16 protein-coding genes are annotated in these 20,899 nt (G+C 39.0%); all 16 read right to left on the bottom strand.

From position 1 onward, the window contains the following. Position 1: 1 nt before the first annotated feature. Positions 2-1,672, bottom strand: a complete 1,671-nt coding sequence (gene glnS / locus FNZ24_RS14800; RefSeq protein WP_153915508.1) for a glutamine--tRNA ligase — start codon at positions 1,670-1,672, stop codon at positions 2-4. Positions 1,673-1,828: 156 nt separating this feature from the next. Then, positions 1,829-4,123 carry a Fe(2+) transporter permease subunit FeoB gene (gene feoB, locus FNZ24_RS14795; protein WP_153915507.1) on the bottom strand — a complete coding sequence of 765 codons (2,295 nt, stop codon included), beginning with the start codon at positions 4,121-4,123 and terminating at the stop codon, positions 1,829-1,831. After that, a complete protein-coding gene (locus FNZ24_RS14790; RefSeq protein ID WP_153915506.1) occupies positions 4,116-4,355 on the bottom strand; it encodes a FeoA family protein in 240 nt (79 codons plus the stop codon). The genes feoB and FNZ24_RS14790 overlap by 8 nt, the downstream gene beginning before the upstream one ends. Before the next feature lie 212 nt (positions 4,356-4,567). Then, positions 4,568-5,104 carry a GNAT family N-acetyltransferase gene (locus FNZ24_RS14785; RefSeq protein ID WP_153915505.1) on the bottom strand — a complete coding sequence of 179 codons (537 nt, stop codon included), beginning with the start codon at positions 5,102-5,104 and terminating at the stop codon, positions 4,568-4,570. Between the two features lie 93 nt (positions 5,105-5,197). Next, on the bottom strand, positions 5,198-5,476 hold the full coding sequence (locus FNZ24_RS14780; protein WP_153915504.1) for a peptidylprolyl isomerase: 279 nt from the start codon (positions 5,474-5,476) through the stop codon (positions 5,198-5,200). A gap of 98 nt (positions 5,477-5,574) precedes the next feature. Next, a complete protein-coding gene (locus FNZ24_RS14775; RefSeq protein ID WP_153915503.1) occupies positions 5,575-7,407 on the bottom strand; it encodes a DUF885 domain-containing protein in 1,833 nt (610 codons plus the stop codon). A gap of 201 nt (positions 7,408-7,608) precedes the next feature. Next, positions 7,609-8,859 carry a tetratricopeptide repeat protein gene (locus FNZ24_RS14770; protein WP_153915502.1) on the bottom strand — a complete coding sequence of 417 codons (1,251 nt, stop codon included), beginning with the start codon at positions 8,857-8,859 and terminating at the stop codon, positions 7,609-7,611. Positions 8,860-8,862: 3 nt separating this feature from the next. Next, the gene (locus tag FNZ24_RS14765; protein ID WP_153915501.1) at positions 8,863-9,477 is read right to left on the bottom strand and encodes an energy transducer TonB; all 615 of its coding nucleotides are present in this window, start codon (positions 9,475-9,477) and stop codon (positions 8,863-8,865) included. Between the two features lies 1 nt (position 9,478). Beyond that, complete coding sequence (locus tag FNZ24_RS14760) at positions 9,479-9,883, bottom strand: ExbD/TolR family protein (protein WP_055023897.1); 405 nt, start codon at positions 9,881-9,883, stop codon at positions 9,479-9,481. 14 nt (positions 9,884-9,897) lie between these two features. Then, entirely contained in the window at positions 9,898-10,425 is a 528-nt protein-coding gene (locus FNZ24_RS14755) for a MotA/TolQ/ExbB proton channel family protein (RefSeq protein WP_153915500.1), read from the bottom strand. Next, the gene (locus FNZ24_RS14750; protein WP_153915499.1) at positions 10,425-11,780 is read right to left on the bottom strand and encodes a MotA/TolQ/ExbB proton channel family protein; all 1,356 of its coding nucleotides are present in this window, start codon (positions 11,778-11,780) and stop codon (positions 10,425-10,427) included. Before FNZ24_RS14750 ends, FNZ24_RS14755 begins: the two co-directional genes overlap by 1 nt. After that, entirely contained in the window at positions 11,780-12,562 is a 783-nt protein-coding gene (locus FNZ24_RS14745; protein WP_153915498.1) for a DUF3450 domain-containing protein, read from the bottom strand. Before FNZ24_RS14745 ends, FNZ24_RS14750 begins: the two co-directional genes overlap by 1 nt. 314 nt (positions 12,563-12,876) lie before the next feature. Beyond that, positions 12,877-13,821, bottom strand: coding sequence for a class I SAM-dependent methyltransferase (locus FNZ24_RS14740; RefSeq protein ID WP_153915497.1), 945 nt, complete (start codon positions 13,819-13,821; stop codon positions 12,877-12,879). A 69-nt stretch (positions 13,822-13,890) separates the two neighbouring features. Next, positions 13,891-16,485 carry a TonB-dependent receptor gene (locus FNZ24_RS14735; protein WP_153915496.1) on the bottom strand — a complete coding sequence of 865 codons (2,595 nt, stop codon included), beginning with the start codon at positions 16,483-16,485 and terminating at the stop codon, positions 13,891-13,893. 439 nt (positions 16,486-16,924) lie between these two features. Further along, positions 16,925-18,112, bottom strand: coding sequence for a porin (locus tag FNZ24_RS14730; RefSeq protein ID WP_153915495.1), 1,188 nt, complete (start codon positions 18,110-18,112; stop codon positions 16,925-16,927). 223 nt (positions 18,113-18,335) lie between these two features. Continuing rightward, entirely contained in the window at positions 18,336-20,840 is a 2,505-nt protein-coding gene (locus FNZ24_RS14725; RefSeq protein ID WP_153915494.1) for a DNA polymerase II, read from the bottom strand. Positions 20,841-20,899 lie beyond the last annotated feature (59 nt).

Raw genomic sequence — 20,899 nt, 5'->3', positions numbered from 1 at the left:
TTTATGCGAATGAATCACGTAATGGCACAGTTAAGTTAAACACTAATTGCTCTTTAGTTGAGTCTTTATTATCAGCGCAGAAGTAACCTTCACGTTCAAACTGATAGGCTTTTTCAACCTCAGCGTTAACTAATCCAGCTTCAACTACACCGTTTAGAACCACTAATGATTCGTCATTTAGCACTTCATCTACTGTTTCAAATGATGCTGGTGAAGCCTCAGTGAATAAACGATTGTAAAGACGGAACTCTGCAGGTTTTGCTGTTGAAGCCTCAACCCAATGAATCACACCTTTAACCTTACGACCATCACTTGGATTCTTACCTAAAGTTTCGTTGTCATAAGTACAATAAACGGTAGTTACATTGCCTTCGTCGTCTTGGTCAATGCGCTCAGCTTTAATGACATAAGCATTACGTAAGCGAACTTCTTTGCCTAATACTAGACGTTTGAAGTGTTTATTAGCTGACTCACGAAAATCTTCAGCATCAATAAATAACTCTTTACCGAATGCTAACTCACGAGTCCCCATTTCAGGTTTATTCGGATGCATTGGCGCATTAATTATTTCAGGCGTATCTGAAGGATAGTTTTCTATAACGACTTTAATCGGCTTCAAAACTGCCATAGCTCGAGGTGCAAATTCGTTTAATTCTTCACGGATACACGCATCAAGTACGCCACCTTCGATTAAGTTTTCTTGCTTAGTCACTCCAATACGCTGACAAAACTCACGGATCGATGCAGGTGTATAACCACGACGACGTAAACCGGCAATCGTAGGCATACGAGGGTCATCCCAACCATTAACCAAGTTACGAGTAACAAGAGCATTCAGTTTGCGCTTTGACATCAAGGTATATTCAAGGTTTAGTCTTGAAAATTCATATTGTCTTGTACGATTCGGTAAATTGAAATCATCTAAATGATCAAGTACCCAATCGTATAAGCGACGATTGTCTTGGAACTCTAATGTACATAAAGAGTGAGTAATATTTTCAAGCGCATCAGAAATACAATGTGTGAAATCGTACATTGGGTAAATGCACCATTTATCACCTGTTTGATGATGGTGGGCAAAACGAATTCGATAAATAACTGGATCGCGCATACACATAAACGGTGAAGCCATGTCTATTTTTGCACGAAGCGCACATTCACCTTCTTTGAACTCACCGTTACGCATTTTTTCAAAAAGCGCTAGATTCTCTTCAACTGAGGTGTCACGGTAAGGGCTGTTTTTACCTGGCTCTTTTAAGCTACCACGGTATTCACGCGTTTCTTCTGCGTTTAAGAAACAAACGTAAGCCAATCCTTTAGTGATCAATTCAACAGCATATTGATGCAGCTGATCAAAATAATTAGAAGAGTAACGAATTTCACCAGACCAATCGAAACCTAACCAACGAACATCATCCTGAATAGAATGAACATAATCTATGTCTTCTTTTTCAGGGTTCGTATCATCAAAGCGTAAATTACATTGACCTTGATAATCTTTCGCGATACCAAAATTTAAACAAATAGACTTAGCATGGCCAATGTGTAAAAAACCATTTGGCTCTGGCGGGAAACGGGTTTGCACGTTGTTGTGCTTGCCACTTTTTAAGTCTTCATCAATGATATTACGTATGAAGTTACTTGGACGTACTTCGTTGTCCACTTGACTCATGGAGTTCCTCTTAGTGCACGATGGTAAAATTGTCAGACCTTCGATGATCCTACAGTTTTACACGAGTTACAATGCCTGTTTGATAAAAATAGTAGCCTAAAAACAAAAAACCAGCATTTATTAAAATGCTGGTTTTATTTTGAACATTAAAATAGGTTATTCAGTGATAACTCTTACACCTGGAATAATTTGTTGGCTCTTTTTACCTTGTTTCTTTAACCAGAGGTAATAGCCCACTAGTGCAATGGTAAAGAACGAAATCCAACTGATAGATTGCACAGGATGCTTAGCAATATTTGCACCTTGATAAACCACTGTTGCGCTACCGTAAGCCAATGCAAAAGTCCATAATGCGGCAAATCGTGCCCACTTATTACCAAACTCATTGACTAATGCGCCCATCGCAGCAACACATGGTGTGTACAACAGAATAAACAGTAAATAAGAGAAAGCAGCAACTTTAGTGGTGAAGCCAGCTTGAAGCGCGCTAAAGGTCGAACTGTCTACGCCCTGCTCTTCTGCCGCCTCTTCAATGCTTTCAACATTACCAACATCAAGTGATAAAGGATCTTCCGGTGCGATACCAAATAAGTTCTCAGGAATGGTGCCTAAGGCCTCAGAGAAGCTTTCAGATAAACTCGCTAATTCTTCGTCACCATCACTTGGGTCAGAATAAAGACTGTTTAACGTCCCTACAACGGCTTCTTTAGCAAAAATACCCGTAATAATACCTACAGTTGCAGGCCAGTTTTCTTGCTCAACACCCATTGGCGAGAATAGCGGTGTCACTTTTTGGCTCAATACACTCAATACCGATTCTTTACTGTCTTCATGACCAAAACTGCCATCAGTACCAATCGCATTAATGAAGTTAAGTAAAGTAACCACAATGACAATCGTTTTACCTGCTCCTAAAATGAAACTCTTAGTACGTTTAGTAGTACGAGAGAATACAGCCTTAAGCTTAGGCATTTCATAGCTTGGTAACTCCATGACAACTGCGCTGCTGCTGCCAGGTAATACTGTACTACGAAGTAATAAGCCTGTGCCTATCGCAGCGAAAATACCGATAATATAGAGCAGAAATACTAAGTTCTGACCAGAGTCAGGGAAGAAAGCTGCGGCAAACAATGCGTACACAGGTAAACGTGCACCACACGACATGAAAGGAGCCATCATGCCTGTAACGATTCTTTCTCGTTCACTGCCTAGTGTTCTTGTTGCCATAATTGCAGGTACTGAGCAACCAAAACCAACAATCATTGGAACAAATGCTTTGCCTGGTAAACCTATACGGCGCATCAAGCCATCGACAACGAAAGCCGCTCGAGACATATATCCAGATGCTTCAAGCACTGACAGAGCCAAAAATAGCGCAGCAATAACGGGAATGAAGGTCGCGACAGTTTGAATGCCTTGGCCGATTCCGCCAGCAAGAATGGTCACTAACCAAACAGGTGAGCCAATTGACTCAAGTAATGCACCAAATTGATCAACAAATACAGCGCCAGCTGCAATATCAAAGAAGTCGATGAATGAACTACCAACATTGATACTGAACATAAACATCAAGTACATAACAAATAGGAATACAGGTATGCCGAGTACAGGATGAAGTAATACTTTATCAAGCTTGTCACTGGCACTTTCATGACCTGCGACATTAACTGAACTATCAAATACTTTCTGAACAAAATCGAAACGAGTCGTCGCAACTAATACTTCAATATCAGTTCCTGATTGTTCTGCAATTTGAGTACAGTCATTGACAACATCCTTTAAGCTGGTGCTATCGCAATGACCGCAACCATTACCATTGCCTAACATGGCTAGCGCACGACCACGGCTTAAACCTTGTGAGTGATGCTGTAATTTTTTTACACCTGACTCGATACTTTCATCGTAATCAAGCATTAATGGTGATTCAGTGATTTCACCATTTAATAATCTTAAAACCTGATCTTGAACCTGCTTAACGTCTGACTCTTCTCTAGAACAAACAGCAATAACTGGGCAACCCAGCTCTTTGCTCATGGAGTCTAAATCAGTATTAATGCCAAGTTTTTTTGCTGCATCTATTTTATTAAGTACAACAACCATAGGGATGCCAAGCTCTCTAAGTTGTACTGTTAAATAAAGATGTCTTTCTATATTAGTCGCATCAACTAAATTGATAATGCCATCAACACGTTGTTCAGCGAGGTACTGTTGGGCAATTTGCTCATCAAGAGAACAGTCACAAGTATTACCTGCAGGTAACAAATCGTAAATACCTGGCAAATCAGTCAGGTGCACATTGGTATTGTCTAATGTGAAATAGCCAGTTTTCTTCTCTACCGTTACACCAGACCAGTTACCAACTTGCTGGTTTGAACCTGTTAGTGCATTAAATAATGTAGATTTACCTGCATTTGGATTACCAACTGTGACGCAGTGGAATTCTTTAGTCATTTGTTACTACTACCTCAATGATATCTGCTAAATCGCGACGCATACACAAACGACTGCCACGTAATTCTAATTCAACTCCAGAACCCATAGGGGCACGGCGTAACATTCTAAACGCTGTATGAGGAGTAATCCCCATAGATAACAACTTACGCTTTACAGTTTGAGGTAAAGAAAGTTGGCCGATTTCAGCAATCTTCGCCGTGTCTCCGGGATTAAGTTCACTGAGCTTCATTGGATATCCACCTTGCGTTCAAAATATTTATTATTGATTAATTTTATATTAGCCACTCTTGCAATACCTTTACCTAGATCATGTTTTGCAGGTGGAAACGAGAATAGTTTTCAATTGTATTGATAATTATGTGATAAAAAACCGTGAGAAAGTAGTGATTTTACACTTTAAACTATTAATTGGTTATTAAAGTAGCATTCAAGAATTGTTTATTAAGTACGAATATCTGATGGTAATAACCCGAAAATATATTCATCGATTTTAAGATTGCCAATGCTATGGTTTTCTCTTAACAAGCCCTCTTGTACAAAACCACATTTAAGCATAACTTTAGCTGAGCTAAGATTTTTAACTGCGCAATAACCTATGTATTTTTGGATATTAAACTGAATAATTCCCCAATCAATTACAGCCTTAAGACTCTCAGTTCCATAACCTAAACCTTGATGACATGGCGCAATAAGATAACCAACTTCAGCTCGATTCATCGCTTCACTTTCACGGCAAAAACCCGTTAAGCCAACAAACTCATTAGTATCCACAGTCTCGATAATCAATGTTAGCCATTTGCCCGACGCGTAATCCCAAGGTGCGAGCCTTTGATTAAAAGTCTCTTTAATATCAGCAACGGAAGTGACTTCTCTTATGTACTTTAATACTGATTGATTGGTATTTAAGGCAAGCACATTTGGCCAATCTGCTTCTTGTATGTTTCTGATAATCAGCCTGTCTGTATATAACTCAATCATTATCGAATCCCTTGTAAATCAGACAACTTAAATTTTCTACGTCCCTAAAACGAAAAAAGGCAGCCTAAGCTGCCTTCAACGATTAAATTTAAATTAACCGCGGCTTGTCACCTCAAGAAGGTGATAACCAAATTGAGTTTTAACTGGACCTTGCACTTCATTTAACGGGGCGCTAAATACGACTTCATCAAATTCGCGAACCATCATACCTGGGCCAAAAGAACCAAGTTCACCACCCTGTGCACCAGAAGGACAAGATGAGTTCGCTTTAGCGATTTCAGCGAAATCTGCACCCGCAATAATTTGCTGCTTTAATTGCTCACATTGCTCTTCTGAGCTAACTAAAAGGTGTCTTGCAGTTGCCTGTACCATGATGTACTCCTACTTCTGTAGATTTAAAAACTTCAAAAATTATAGGAAGCGTAAGCTCCCTATATGTGGTTCACAAAAGGTAAGCTAACAGCTATTAACTACTTTGCCAATTCAGATTCAATCCAACGGGCTATTTTTTTCTCCATAACTGCCATAGGTAGCGAACCAGTGGTGAGAATTTGGTCATGGAATGCTTTTAAGTCGAACCTTTCACCAAGTTTGGCTTCGGCATCAGCTCTTAGTTTTAAAATGGTCAGTTGGCCAATTTTATACGATAAAGCCTGCCCAGGTATGGCCATGTAACGCTCAACTTCAGCAACAATGTCAGATTCAGCCATAGGTGAGTTATCTTTCATATATTGTATTGCTTGTTCGCGGCTCCAACCTTTTGCATGCAAGCCAGTATCTACCACCAAACGCATAGCGCGAAGCATCTCGTCTGATAATTTACCAAAATACTGATAAGGATCTTTGAATAATCCCATTTCAATTCCCAAGTATTCTGCATAGAGTGCCCAGCCTTCCTCAAATGCTGTATAGCCTTGGAAACGTTGAAATTCAGGAATACCTGTAAGCTCCTGCTTTATTGCAATCTGAAAATGATGACCAGGTGCAGCCTCATGTAAAGATAGTGTTGTCATGCCCCACTTTGGCTGTGCTTTAAGATTATAAGTATTGATGTAAAACACACCAGGGCGAGATCCATCTACTGCTGGAGACTGATAAGAAGCCCCTGCCGCAGATTTTTCTCTGAAGCTTTCAACTGGCTTAACAACATAGTCTGCTTTAGGCATGATATTAAAATACTTTGGTAACTCTTTATTGATATCATTTTTTAAAGCCATATAACCATCAATAAGCCCCTGTCTTTCGCTAAAGAAATATTGAGGTTCGCTTCCTAAAGAAGCGAAAAAGGCCGTTAAGTCGCCTTCAAATTTAACTTGTTCACGCACAGAGTCCATTTCAGTTAAAATACGTTTAACTTCAGAAAGACCTATCTGATGAATTTCGTCAACTGGCATAGTGGTTGTAGTGTGACTATTTGCTAGAGACTGATACCACTCTTTACCGTTAGGTAAACCCCACCAGCCATCTGATGCTCTGGCATGTGGTAAATAGGTATCATTAAAGTAATTTCTAAGCTGTGTTAAAGCTGGTAATAGCTCAGCAGTAATCAACGCAGCATACTCACTGGTTAAAGCTGCTTTTTCTTCAGCAGTAAATTCATCTGGGAAAGAATTGATAGGCGCGTAAAATAAACTTTCATCTGCAGAAGTGACAAGTTGAGCATCAAGTTGCGGAATAATTCTTTCAACCAATACCTTTGGTAATACAACTTTACTTTTAATTCCTTCATCCATTCTAGCTTGCGCTAAAGAAGTCCACTGAATAAACCCTTTCAAGCGACCAAGCCAATTTTGGTAGTCTTCAACAGTGCTAAAAGGTTGAGCACTTTCACCACTGCCTAATTGGATCATGCTGATTACAGTACTGTAAAACTGATTCATCGGCATAAAATGTTCTGGGTATGATTCAGCTACTAAATCCATGTGTCTATCATAAATGAACATATCGAAGCTAAGCTTTAAATTTTCAGGCAGTGATTCAACATCTAGTGATTTAGCTTGCTTCAAATAACGAGAATTAAGCTCGTGACGTTGTTTAAGATATTCTTCAGTTAAAGAGCCGCCGAACTGGTCATTATAATCATTCACGCCTACATAGGTTGCGTAAATAGGCTCTAAAGCCAGTACATCTTTGAAATAGTTATCAGCCATTTCATTGTAAATATCTGCAGCTGTCTTTTGCTCTGTTTGCTCTGTTTTTTCTGCAGGAGTTTTTTGACTTGTTGGTACAGACGTTTGCGGTTCACTGCATGCTTGAAGAAGCATAAGAGATGAAACGGCCATCGCGATTAGCGTTTTTTGCATATTAATATCCCTATGTTCGACAAAAATAATGTCGAAAGTGTTAATGTCTTATTTATAATTATTGTTGGTAATTTAACTACCTTTTCATGCTATCAGAAAGTAATAAATTGTAACTGAGCATATCAAATAGAAGTTAAAAAAATCAGTGATAAAATTGAGATAAAAAAAAAGCCCCTTAAGGGGCTTTTTTTAATAACAATACTAAAGAGTAATATTGTTGATACGTGCTTTTTCTTTGATGTAAGAAATATAACTGTTCGCACTACGCTTTGTCTTGCTGTGATTAGCAGCTCGATTAGCTCGTTTGTACGCAGACTTATATTGCTTCAAACTTAAATGAGCAAGTGTTAGCTCAAGTTCAGCTTCACCTGGTTCATCAAGACCTAAAGATAATGCTTTTTCAAACACAGGGATAGCAGATTTAGGTTGCTCAGCAATCGCTAAAATCTTACCTTGTTTAAGGAATAACTCAGCATCACCTGACATCTCTGCAGCTTGACCATAAAGTTTAGCCGCATCTTTGAAGTTCTTAGCATTATGATAGAAACCAGCCAAAATCTTAATCGACTTTTCAGACTCTTTGATCAGTCCTGATTTCATATGCTTTTCATAAAGCTTAGCAGCATTGTACGGAGCACCGTTTTGCGACATAAGCTGAGCCAGACGAGTAATGTTACCATCAGTCTCTAGAAAACCATTTTTATAAGCAAGATCGTAAGTCGCTAGTGACTTAGTATAATCTTCAGTCATCAAATAGAACTGCGCAAGCTGCACCCAAAGACGCTTATCGTCTTGGAATAAAGGCACCATAATTTCTAGTACTTTTACCGCTTCTTTATATTTCTTTTGATTGAAATATGCAGTCAATTTCATTTGATAAAGGCCTTTATCAGGCTTCTCAACTAAAGAAAGACCTTTATCAGCTACTTCAAGTACTTTATCCCACTCTTTAAGCTCACTGTAGGCAATACCGACACGACGGTATACTACTGGGTCAACTTTACAAGTGAAGTCCATCCACTTGTAGTAGTAAGGAATTGCTTCTTTGAACTTCTTTTCTTGTAATAACAAATCAGCATACAAGCGCAATGTTGCGCCGTGATCTGTTCCGCCAAGAATGTCGGCATCAACAGCAGTTTTTAAGTACTTAACAGCAGTTGCCATTTGGCCTTTTTCAGCATAGAAAGAACCAATCATTCGATCGATGTAAGCTTTATCAAAATCATTACTTGTATTTACTTCAAGTAAAATTTCAATTGCTTCATCTAATTGACCTTCTGTATATCTTTCAAATGCTCTTTGAACTTTCTTACCAGCACTTGCACCTACAGCTCTTGATTGACGGTCATCAATCGGACACTTTTCAGCAGCTTGCGCTGTAGAAACAGCAAGTAATGAAGTACAAGAAAAAGTCAGTAATAACGCACTAGCTAGAGTAGTTATCTTAAGCATTAATTACCCCTTATCCAGTGTGAAATCAAGCTGAACTGTCATACCAGGAACTTTCATCGCCTTACCATCAATGATTTTAGGCTTGTATTTCCATTTTTTTAACGCACGAACTGCTTCGCGGTTAAAGATACGTTTTGGTTCTGCTTTAATAACTTTAACGTCTTCGATTCCGCCTAATTCGTTAATAGTAAATGAAAGTTGTACATAACCTTCTTTACCATCACGTGCAGCAGCAATTGGGTATTGAGGATCAATACGTACAATCGGTGTTGCATCACCATCACGCGTCATCATGTTACCGAGCTTAAAGCCTGTGCTAGCACCGCCTGCCACAACACCACTCATGTTAAATGCCATATTCGTATCAATATCTGATGACGTATCTGGCGGAGTAGTTTCCGGCTTTGGTGGTTGCTCAGGTGGCGCTGGCGGCTTCGGTTTAACCCTTGGCTTATCCTGAACTTTCGTATCCTGCTTCTCCATACTGATCTCAATGATAGGAGAGTCAGTTGAGGTGTCGGCGCGCTTTGCGCCGCCACCGACCAAGAAGGCCATGAAGATAAACAAGGCGAAAGTAACAGCAGCACCTAAAATGAGTGATACTATTGCTCTCAGCATATTAGTCTTTCCCCGCTGAAATCGAAATCTTATCGATACCCGCTTTCTTAACGTTGTCCATTACTTTAACAACAAGGCCATGTTCGGCTTCTTGATCTGCTTCAATAAGAACTGCCGCTTCTGGTGCTTCAGCTAACATACGTTCTACGTTTGCTGTTACACGCTCGATGTCAACCTGACGGTTTTCCATCTTAATTACGCCTGTCTTACTCACACCAATAAAGATGTTCGCAGATTTTTGTTGTGTCGCAGTAGAAGCTTCAGGTTTCTTGTAATCAAGGCCTGATGGCTTAATGAACGAAGTCGTCACAATAAAGAAGATAAGCATGATAAACACGATATCTAGCATCGGTGTCATATCTACTTGTGCTTCTTCTTCTACGTTTAAATGCTTTTTACGTGCCATTTTAAATACTCTCTCTAGTGGTGCGGCAAGCTATCTTTAAGCTTTTCAAGACTGATTTTCATTTTTGCATCTAATCGTGTACTAAAAAATACACCTGATAGTGCAGCAACCATACCAGCCATTGTTGGCATGGTTGCCATTGAAATACCAGCCGCCATCATACGAGCGTTACTCGTACCATGAACTGCCATCACATCGAACACTGCGATCATTCCGGTTACAGTACCTAGTAGACCAATCATAGGACAGATTGCCACTAAGGTTTTGATCATCAGCATACGAGCATTCATATCTTGTTTTGCTTGGGACATCCAAGCTTCACGGATACGGTGCGCATACCAAGAGGTTGAATCCTCTCGATTATTCCATTGGTCTATAATACCTTTATGCTCTTTTGGTGCTACCCAACTGACATACCAAAAGCGCTCTAGCATCAAAACCCACATTAGGAATAGTACAGCCGCTACCAGCCAGAGGATATCTCCTCCGGTGGCCATGAAGCCCCTGACAGAGTCCCAAACGTCCATCAGGATTAGCAACATTAGTCAGCCCTCTTCTCAGCATGGTCTGCAATAATACCAGCACTTTGCTCTTCAAGAACTTGAACAACTGTTTTACTGCGAGCAACTACGATTGCATGCATTAACATTAACGGTAGTGCAGCAACTAGACCTTGTACAGTCGTCATCAATGCCATTGAAATACCGCCAGCCATTAGGCGAGGGTCACCTGTACCGAACAATTGAATTGTTTGGAAGGTTGCAATCATACCTGTAACAGTACCTAACAGACCCATCATAGGAGCAATAGCAGCTAGTACCTTAATGATTGAAATACGTGCTTCTAGAGCAGGTGTTTCTTTAAGAATAGCTTCATCTAGTTTCAACTCAAGAGTTTCAACGTCAACGTCTTTATTCTCATGATAAACCTTAAGTACACGGCCTAAAGCGTTGTTACCTGGGTTTTCAATATTCTTACGTTGGGCTTTAACTTTAGAGCCAACAAGGTAAAGAGTTACTAGACGTTCAATTGAAATCAATGCACCAAGAACTAAAATACCGATAATGATGTAACCAATTGGTCCACCCGCTTCGATACGCTCTTCAATAGTTGCTTTTTGAGTGAATACACTTAATAGAACACCACGAGCTGGATCTACGTATAACTTCTCGTATCCAGATGTTGCACTAGTAAATGATTTAACACTTGAAACTTGTGCGCTACCAGGCTGTTGAGAAAGTTTTTGAATCAAACCTAAGTCAGCGTTGTAAACAACATATTGACCATCAGCAAGTAAGTTGTAAGCACCAACACGCGTTACAGTAGTTGCTTGAACGTTACCGTCTAAGCCAGTGACTTCAGCGTCAAAGTTAACAACTTTGCCAGATTCAACCATTTCGAAAAGCTGTGCTTCCCAAAATTGCTCTAACTCATTAATTTTTGGTAATTCTTTACGAGCACCAAGTTCAGCGATAAATGCGTCACGGCCAGGGAATTGAGCAGTAATGTTAGAACCAACTAACTTACCAGCAAAATCACCTGCTTCACCTTTAACAACACCAAACATTTCGCCTAAGTCACCAGAAGCAATCTTACGATCTTCTTCTAACTGAGCAATTTTGCGTTCGTTATCAGTGAAAGCTTGAGCTAAATCTTTACCACGTTGTGTTTCAGCTGCTAATGCCGCTTTTTCACGCTTTAAAAGTTCAGCTTTATCGCCACGTTCATTTAAGAATTCTGCTTCACGCTTTTTATTTGTCTTATTTGCGTTAGCACGATCTGTTTGTACTTGTTGTAATAATTGTTCAATCGTTTTTGGTGCATCAGCAGCACTAACCATTCCAGAAGTTAGAGACAAGCTAGCAGCAACGATTGCTGTAGTAATAAACTTTTTCATTATTGCGCAGCCTCCGCAGCAGGGATTGGTAAGGCGAATAGATCAGGAGCACCTTGACCACGAGCCTGTTTAATAGCTTTACTTAGGTTACGAAGGTAACCAGCTTCTAACTTATCCCAGCTTTTAGTGCTTTCGTTATACATCCAAGCTGACTTTTGGTCTTGGCTTTGAGCATATAAACTCACGCGACCAAAGTTTAAGAAATCAACTAAGACTTCTTTACCGTCAAGCTCTAATTGACCCGTTTCAGCAATTAGCTTTGAGCCGTACTCACGCTCGATGTTATATGCATCAAGAATTAGACGGTATTTTTCAGCTAAAGTGACTTCAGCGCTGTTTAATGTATCTTTTAAGCGTTGAACACGAGTTTCACGAGCTTCTAGATTAAATGGTAGATCTAAAGCAATAAATTGCTCTAATGCATCGACCATTTTAAACATTAAAGGAACAACACCTTGTCTAAGAGCATCAACACCATCGATATCATCTTGAATCAGCTTCATAGTTGCTTCTTGGTCTGCAACTAGGCCTGCAACATAATCATTATATGATTTCAAAGATTCACGTTCGTCGGCAACTGAGCCATACTCAAAAAGCATGTCTTGTGCTTGATCGAAATATTTATCAACTTTATTTTGCGACGCAGCAGCATCTGTATGGATCTTAGTATCTGCTTTTTGTACATCGCTTAGAGGATCTGCAATCACGAAGTTGCTGCTAGCTAATGCAAGCGCGCCAACCAGTGCAGTAGCGATTTTAGTTCTATTGCTTACCTTGGACATAGTTCCCAACCAATTTATAGTGAATTAGAAAGCTTAACTAAGGTGTAACAACCAAGATTAAATTGTTAATCCTTGTTGCTGCATCTAAGTCTATCTTTCTCTTGTGATTGTTAGTTTTTTCTTCCCTATTCTATACCTGCTAAGGCATAGACCCGCTCGCATCATTTCACAAAATGTTGACCTGTGTCAACAATTGAGGACATCTAAAACTACTGGAAAGACGTGTTATCCCTTTAAATTGAATTGAAAGATTATTTTCTATACATTTCATTCTAAAAACACTCCTTTATATTAGCGATTTAGATAAAGATTAATTATCTTATCCTTCTAAATGTCATTTCCCACGCAATCACACCATGGTTTTCTTTTACTTCATTAATTGAAACGAGCTCTAAACTAATCGGTAGTTTTTGCAATAACAAAATTATCTTATCTTGATCCATCGCAGCGGATAATAGTTCTTCTAACCTTAAGCGTTGGTTTGAGATTTCATTCTTAACAAAAGATAAAAAATCAATTTTCTTACTAACTGGCCACATCATTCCTTTAGTAAAAAATTGACCTATATACATCATTAACTCACTTTCTTTTGCAGCGTCTTCATCAATATTGATAATACTTTTTATACTATCATTCACAGCGAGACGACACTGCTCACAATTAGCATCATTCTTGGCTTTCTGAATATCTAGAGGAGATTTAATTTCTCCCATATGATTAATTAAGTCCGACATGTTTAAAAATAACTCATCTACAAACGGGCTATTAATAATGTTATAGGCTTTTTTGTTTATCTCAATAACGGTAGAGTTCGAATTATGCATTATAAAATGAGCTAGCCCATCAACTTTTAAAACTCTACCAACTTCTTCAATTGATTTATTTAAGTCCGAATATTCAATTCCAAATTGTGATAAACATTTGTCAAACATATTCGACTCAAATGGTAAATTTTCACAATTTATATTAGATTCGACTTTTAGTTCTACAGTAGATTGAGTCGAGCTATCTAATAAACTTACATTTGCCATATCAATACCAATAACTTTACCTGCTAAATTCTCTCCTATAAATTCATTAAGTAGCAGCGGGATAGAACCATTACCCGTTCCAATATCAAGAACACTAAAGTTGTCATTTAACTCACCAAATTTACCTTCCCAATAATTTTTCAATTTTCCTTCATAATTGGTTTTAATTGCTCCACCAAAAGAAGTTAAATAACCCTGACTCCAATATTTACTCCAATGGTCACTCATAATCACTCCTAAATACTCAATAAAAAAGGCTCCCTAAGGAGCCTTTAAACTAAACTATTTATTAATAATTTAGAACTTTAGAGTATAACTTGCACGGTATTCACGACCATAGTTGTTATATAGACTTGGATCTTCATACTTACCATCAGAGCTCAGTACTGGATCTTCATCTGTTAAGTTGTTAACAGCAAGACGAACCATACCAAAACTACCGATATCATAGCTGTATGAGACGTTATGGATTAACCAATCGTCTAATTCACCTTCATCTTTAGTTTCATAAGTAGAGCTGATGTAATTGGCATTCCAGCTAAAGCTATTATCACCGATAGAATAAATTGCAGTGAAGTTTGAGCGATAATCAGGTTGTCCAGCCCAACCAGCGGTATCGATAGCTTCTGTACCAGCAGCATCTTCTACGATGTACTTAGTAATGAAACTATTTTGCCAATTGATACTGAATTCACCAATGCTGGTTTCAAAAGAGCTGTTTAACGCAACATCAATACCTTCAATTTCTAACTTATCACTGTTAGCGTAACCAGTACCTACTTCAAGTGCGCGACCTAATGTACCGCCTGTACTTGGAGCACGGTCTACATAGAAAGTATCGGTAGGAGTTAGAGTGCCATCAGCAATACCTTCCATTACACTTGTAGCTGAACGCTGACTAATTACATCATCAATGTTTAGGTTGAAGTAATCAACTTTAATACCGAATTCATCAACGATATCCCATGCAACACCTAAGTTAATGTATTCAGATGTTTCAGGGCCTAATTGATCGTTAGCACTAATGTATGTATCAACCTGACCAGACGGACAATCAGCGATTCCATTTGACTCACAGAAAGCGTAATCCGTAGCCGTTTCAGCGCTGAAAGTAGTAGCTGCGTATAATTGATCTAAACTTGGTGCACGGAACGCTTCTGAATAAGATGCACGAACAACGATGTTATCCATAGCTTGCCAACGTACAGAAGCCTTAGGCGCAGTATTACCACCGAAATCGCTATAATCATCGTAACGAACGGCTAAGTTAATTTCTACACTGTCTATTACTGGAAGTGCAACTTCATAGAAAGCAGCCCAAACTTGACGGTCACCACCTGCAGAGTTGCCCGCACTACCACCAATTAATCCAGCTTCAGATTGTGCATCATATACTTCACTGAAGTTTTGGTCGAAATATTCCATACCGAAGTAATGCGCTGCTTGACCACCAGGTAATTCGAAAGCATCGAATCCGATACCACCATTAAACTGGTCAAAGATCGCTCTACCTTGTGTCAGCGTAGTCGCTTTCATGTTATTGATACCGGCTTCAGAGCCTAAATCAATACCATTTGCTTCGTTATACGCTAAACCAGCATAGCTTAAGTAGTACTCACCAATAGATTTGTTATCAGCGATGTTGTGGTGGTAGTAAACTTCCCACTCAGCATCATTCCAAGCACTGATAGAACCTCGAAGACCAGTTAAGTAATCTTGGTTGTAATCGTCAACATTACCATCACGGTTGCCAATTCCCACCCAACGGAAGTAACCAAAAGTTTCTTCACCGTATGGGTTATGTGGGTTATCCGCAGCCATGTTATTCCAGCCTGCTGCTGGAGGAGCATAACGACCGAAAGATGAATTTTGAGTAATCATTGCACGACCGAACCATTCTACGTCTTCTGCTACTTCATAATTTGCATCAACATAAACTGTATTACGGTCAATAGAAGCTTTGTTATAAGAAACGTTACCGTATGCAAACATACAGTATTCAGCTCCAGGGGTACCCCAATGGGTATCAGCTTTAACTTTACGGAAAGTATTATCGCCATACTCAGCAACTAAATCATCACATAAAGGTGACGCTGCTGTTGTTGAAAAATCAGGAGAAGCGATTGTAGCTCCATAAATAGACCAACCATCTGTATCTACATAAGCCTGTGCAGTATCATAATCGCCATTAATTTTTGCAGCGGTGTAATCACGATCGGCATCAGAAATACCTTCACGGTCTTGATGGTCAAATGCAAAAGTAATATTACCTTTGTCCATCTCATAACCAGCGACAACTGAGAATTCTTTACTTGTTAAACCGCCATCTCTATCACGGCTACCACCACCAACATTAAACTCGATACCTTGATAATTCTTCTTCATGATGATGTTTACAACACCAGCAATCGCATCTGAACCGTAAGTTGATGAAGCGCCATCAGTAAGAATCTCAATTCTTTCAACAGCTGCCATTGGAATAGCGTTTAAGTTAGCAGACGCACCACCTAAAGTAGGAGAACCTGGGAAACGTTTACCATCAATTAGAACTAATGTACGGCTAGAACCTGCACCACGTAAATCAATAGTTGCTTGTGATTGTGCAGAACTACCTGAACGTTCTGAGAACGAACCAAAAGAGTTTAAGTTACTATTACGAAGTGCATCAGCAACGGTAAAATTACCCTCAACCTGCATATTTTCTGCTGTAATGGTTGTTACAGGAGAAGCACCTTCTAAATCAGTACGCTTAATTCGCGAACCGGTTACTTCAATACGTTCTACTGTTTCATCTTCTTCAGCAGCAAAAGCTACTGGTGAACTGAATGCTGCCGCAGCCGCACCGCTAATCATTGCTAGACGCACTGATTTAGCTAATAAATTCTTATGCATTGTCAATCTCCCTGGACTTATATCTTTCTTATTTTCCAACCTCAATTAAATCAAGTTGGTGAATGTGTGCGAATTACACCGCTACTACATTTCAAGAGCAATAAAATCACAAATAAAACATTTATTCAACATAAGTTTCATTAACATAATGAGAGAGAGAACCTTTTTAGTAGTGGATCTGTTCATATATTTGAACAAACATAGAACTATCACCTACCAGCAAGTTCTAAACTCTTGATTAAAAAGGGTTTAATTAATTACCATTAGAAAACCCTGTTGTTAACATTTTGTTTTCAACTGGTGCTTTTTTGAACCGCTTAATTATTAAAAACCAAGCAATTTTGAACATTCAGTTAACAAGTGGAGTATTTTTATTTCTTTCAGCCAAAAAAAAACACCCTAAATAGGGTGTTTTTCAATTTAAAAACGGCTTCTGCAGTTAAAGCACGTAACGAATACCGAAACCAATTCCGTCATCATCAGATAACTTCATTGCAGCTTCTTCACTTCCACTGAAGTCACTGTTGTCGATGCGACCTTCAATGTAGATAACTGTATTAGCATCCCAGATGTAGTGCAGACCAGCTACAGTGAATTGGCGCTTAAACGTATCGCCGTTGTATTCAGCCTTATATTGATCACCCGCATCTAAGATGTTGTATGAAAGGAATGCACGAATATTGTTATCGAAACGGTATGATAAAAGCGTTTCTACACCATAAGCTTCAGAAATTAAACGACCGATGTTATCAGTGTCATGGAACTCTTGTTTGCTGTAGTTAGCTGCAGCGTATAAACCTTCATCATCCCAACCGCCGTAAGTTAGACCTACACCGTAGATGATATCAGTTTCTTCAATTTTTTCGTTCTCAATGGTCTCACCTTTGAACTCACCAGCATTAACACCAGCAGTGACTACGAACTTATCAGTAGCTTGATAAGTTAACGCTAAGCCATACGTGTTGTTGTACTCGATCGTGGCAACTGTCTGTTGAGCACTGATCATTGGAGATACTGGAGGTTGACCATCAATGGTACCATCAGCAGTAACTTCAAACTCATCTTGTTTTAGTTGAGCTTGAACTGCAAAGCTGAAATCACCGAATGCATTACGGTATTGAACTGTTTTGTCACCACGGCCGGTACCATTTACAGAACCATCGCCTTTGTTGTAGGTGTAAGTACCTGAAGCATCACCATCCCATACAAAACCGTAGTTAGTGTTGTAAACTACATCGTACCAAGCACCCCATTGCTTACCAATAGTTAAAGTACCGTATGTATCGTGGTTAACGCCAACATAACCTAAACGATTAGAAAGGAAGTCACCGTTTTCATATGAAAGTTGGTCGTTGTTATAAATAATTTCACTGTCACCAAATGGATTCACGCCCCACTCTAATTTAGCAAAAGCATTCCAGCCATCACCCATTTGACGATCAAAGCCAAAGTTAATACGTGATGCACCGTTTACAACTTCTGTTGTGTCTTGTCCGTGAAATACACGTGCATCGATAAAGCCACCAATTTCTACAGAATTTTTGTCATCATTATAGATTTCGATAGCTGAAGCAGTTGGTACGAACATTACGGTTGCAAGTGCTGAAGCGATTAAAGTTTTTTTCATCGAGCTAAACCTTCCCATTTAAAATTCATCATTATTTCTGATAACAGTCCATTTTGTTTGTATTATCCTTTGATTAAAGGCTAGCACGCTGAAATATGTCGAAACAAAGAAATGAGTGCTTTTCTCGCCGTAATACACCAAAAGAACACATCAAACAGTACAATCAACTATCAAACCATACAAAAATAGTAACGAATGACCACAAATGCAATATCAAGCAACACTAAATTAACATCATTTGATGACTATTGAGGCTGTCAAAACCCTCTCCTAACAGGGCTAATACGGGTTCTGCAATGGGTTTAATCTGCTTTTCCACATAATATTGATAATCTATTGCTTCATTTAGTGCCTCTATAGGCTGGGAGCCATTGAGTGTCATCCTATATTCGATCATTTTGCCCCGTTTCCCAGCGTTAGCATCTCCAGATATTTGCACTAATCTAATCGCCGCTTTAACGTGTGGAGAGGATTTAGCAGTGTATTCTTCAACATGCCTTTTTAAACGCTTGCGAAATACTAACTCATCATCTAATTCACCATTTTCAAGCTTTTGTAGTTCTTGTTGTAAATACGCTTTCACATCACCTTGAGTAAACAGTAAGAAATACAAATGATATTGGATTCTTCTTGCAACAGGGCTCCAATCACTTCTCACTTGCTCCATTCCTTTAAATGTTAGCTCAAGCTGTCCTTCGTTATCTTTAGATGAGCCAACATAGCGTTTTTTGCTACCTGCATCAGAACCTCTTAGCGTTGGCATCACAAATTGATTGAAATGGCTTTCAAACTCTAATTCTAAAAAGCTGTCAATTTGATATTCTTCAATACAAGTCTCTCGCCATTTCTTAGTAACTAAGGTAGCTAGTTCATCTCCTAGGCTATTGATATCTTGAATTTGATGATCCTCGCCTAGCCATACAAAGGTTGAATCAGTATCACCATAAATAACTTTATATCCCTCTTCTTCTATCCAAGTTTTAGTTTGCTTCATTATTTGATGACCACGCATAGTAATCGAACTTGCGAGCTTGGCATCATGAAACACGCACCCTCTTGAACCTAATACACCATATAAAGAGTTCATTATTATTTTAATAGCTTGAGAAAGTGGTTTATCTTGATGCAATTTAGCGAGCTCTCTTTGCTCAGCTAATTTGGCAATCAAGCTAGGTAATATTGGATTATCGCGACTGAATCTTGCCTCTAAAAAGCCTGGCACTGTTGCATCTTCAGTTTGGTGCTTTGCTTCAACAAGGCCTTTGGGGTCAATTAAAAATGTCCGAATGATTGATGGGTATAAACTTTTAAAATCGAGTACCAGCACATCTTTATAAAAGCCCGGAATTGAATCCATCACATATCCACCAGGAGACTCTAATCCGTTGCTTGCAGCCCTTGCAGGCGCCACGTAACCACTTCGATGCAAATGGGGAAGATATAAATTATTGAATGCTGCAACAGATGCGCCAACGCGACCAAATTCTAATCCAGTTAACTTTGCTCTTTCTAATGCAAAAGAAAGCAGTTGGGTTTTCTTGAATATATCCCAAACAAGTCTGCAATCGGTCAGATTATAAATAGCTAATGCGGGTTTATCGTGGGTAAATAAATGACAAATCTCTTGGCCTCGATTTTCAACATGATCTATCGCTTTACCTTCATCCAATAAATGCTGAGATACGTGTTCGAGTGAGTAACGTTCAAATTGATAAAAAGCCGCTTTAATCCAATCGATACCATCGAGAACAACCCGACCGGGAAGTGATAATGTTTCGGGCCTAAATTTATCTTCAACTTTCCATGACAGTTCAGTTCCAGCACGGCCAATAAGTAAAGGAATATTATGTAACAGACAGCGTCGATATAATAACGCCAAATCGAAAGTAACAACTGCCCAGCCTATAATGACGTCTGGATCATAATCATTGAACCAAGTGATGAGCTCATAAATTAATTGAATTTCATTTTCTACCCAATGAATATATTTACTCGCACCTTCAGCTTGATCTTCTTGGCTAAGGGCTTCATCTACTTGTGGCTGACCAACCATAATCACTTTTTGATATAGCTCACTATTATCATCAAGTGCTGACTTAGCTCCATATAAGCCGACGGAATACAGCTCTCCTGTAGGGCTACACTCAAAATCCAATGAGATCATTGAAAGCGCAACTTCCACATCTGCTTTACGTGCTTTTATTGCAGAATATTTAGGAAGCGTATCAGCAGTGTTCAGTGAGGCAGCGTGTTGATACTCATTTTGCCGTTTATTTATACCGTTAATTAATGCAGCATTTGCAATAAATTCAGCATCTAATGCAATAAAGCGTTCTATTAAATAGCGCTGCTCTACTCTTATATCCGCTTCATAAATCTCAATTCCTGCATCATTGGCAATTCTCAATAACTGCTTTTGTACCTTTGTTGACTTAAGGTATATGCATGACACTTGCTGGTGATTGAAATTCTTAAGCTTAACGGCTTCAATACGAATGCCAGAAGTAAAATGGCTTAATATAAATGCAGCATCTTCTTGTCTACAAAAACATATGACTTCAGCATGTTCGACTTCAACTAAACAAGGCCCAGATACTGTTTTCACAAAATATTGCACTAACAATTTACCATTTAGGTACCTTGCATGGCGTGTTAATACTCTGCCTTTAATTGATAGCAAGTTTTTATCCGCTTGCAGATCCGTGTCCTGTAAAGATTTTGAAGTCATTAATCACACAGCCCATAAAGTAACACCCGATAAGCGTTTGAAGCTGCCGTTATTGATAA

This window comes from Shewanella sp. TC10 (assembly GCF_009663145.1).
Taxonomy (GTDB): domain Bacteria; phylum Pseudomonadota; class Gammaproteobacteria; order Enterobacterales; family Shewanellaceae; genus Shewanella.
The sequence above is the reverse complement of the archived record's forward strand: the minus strand, read 5'-3'. Positions and strand labels throughout refer to the sequence as shown.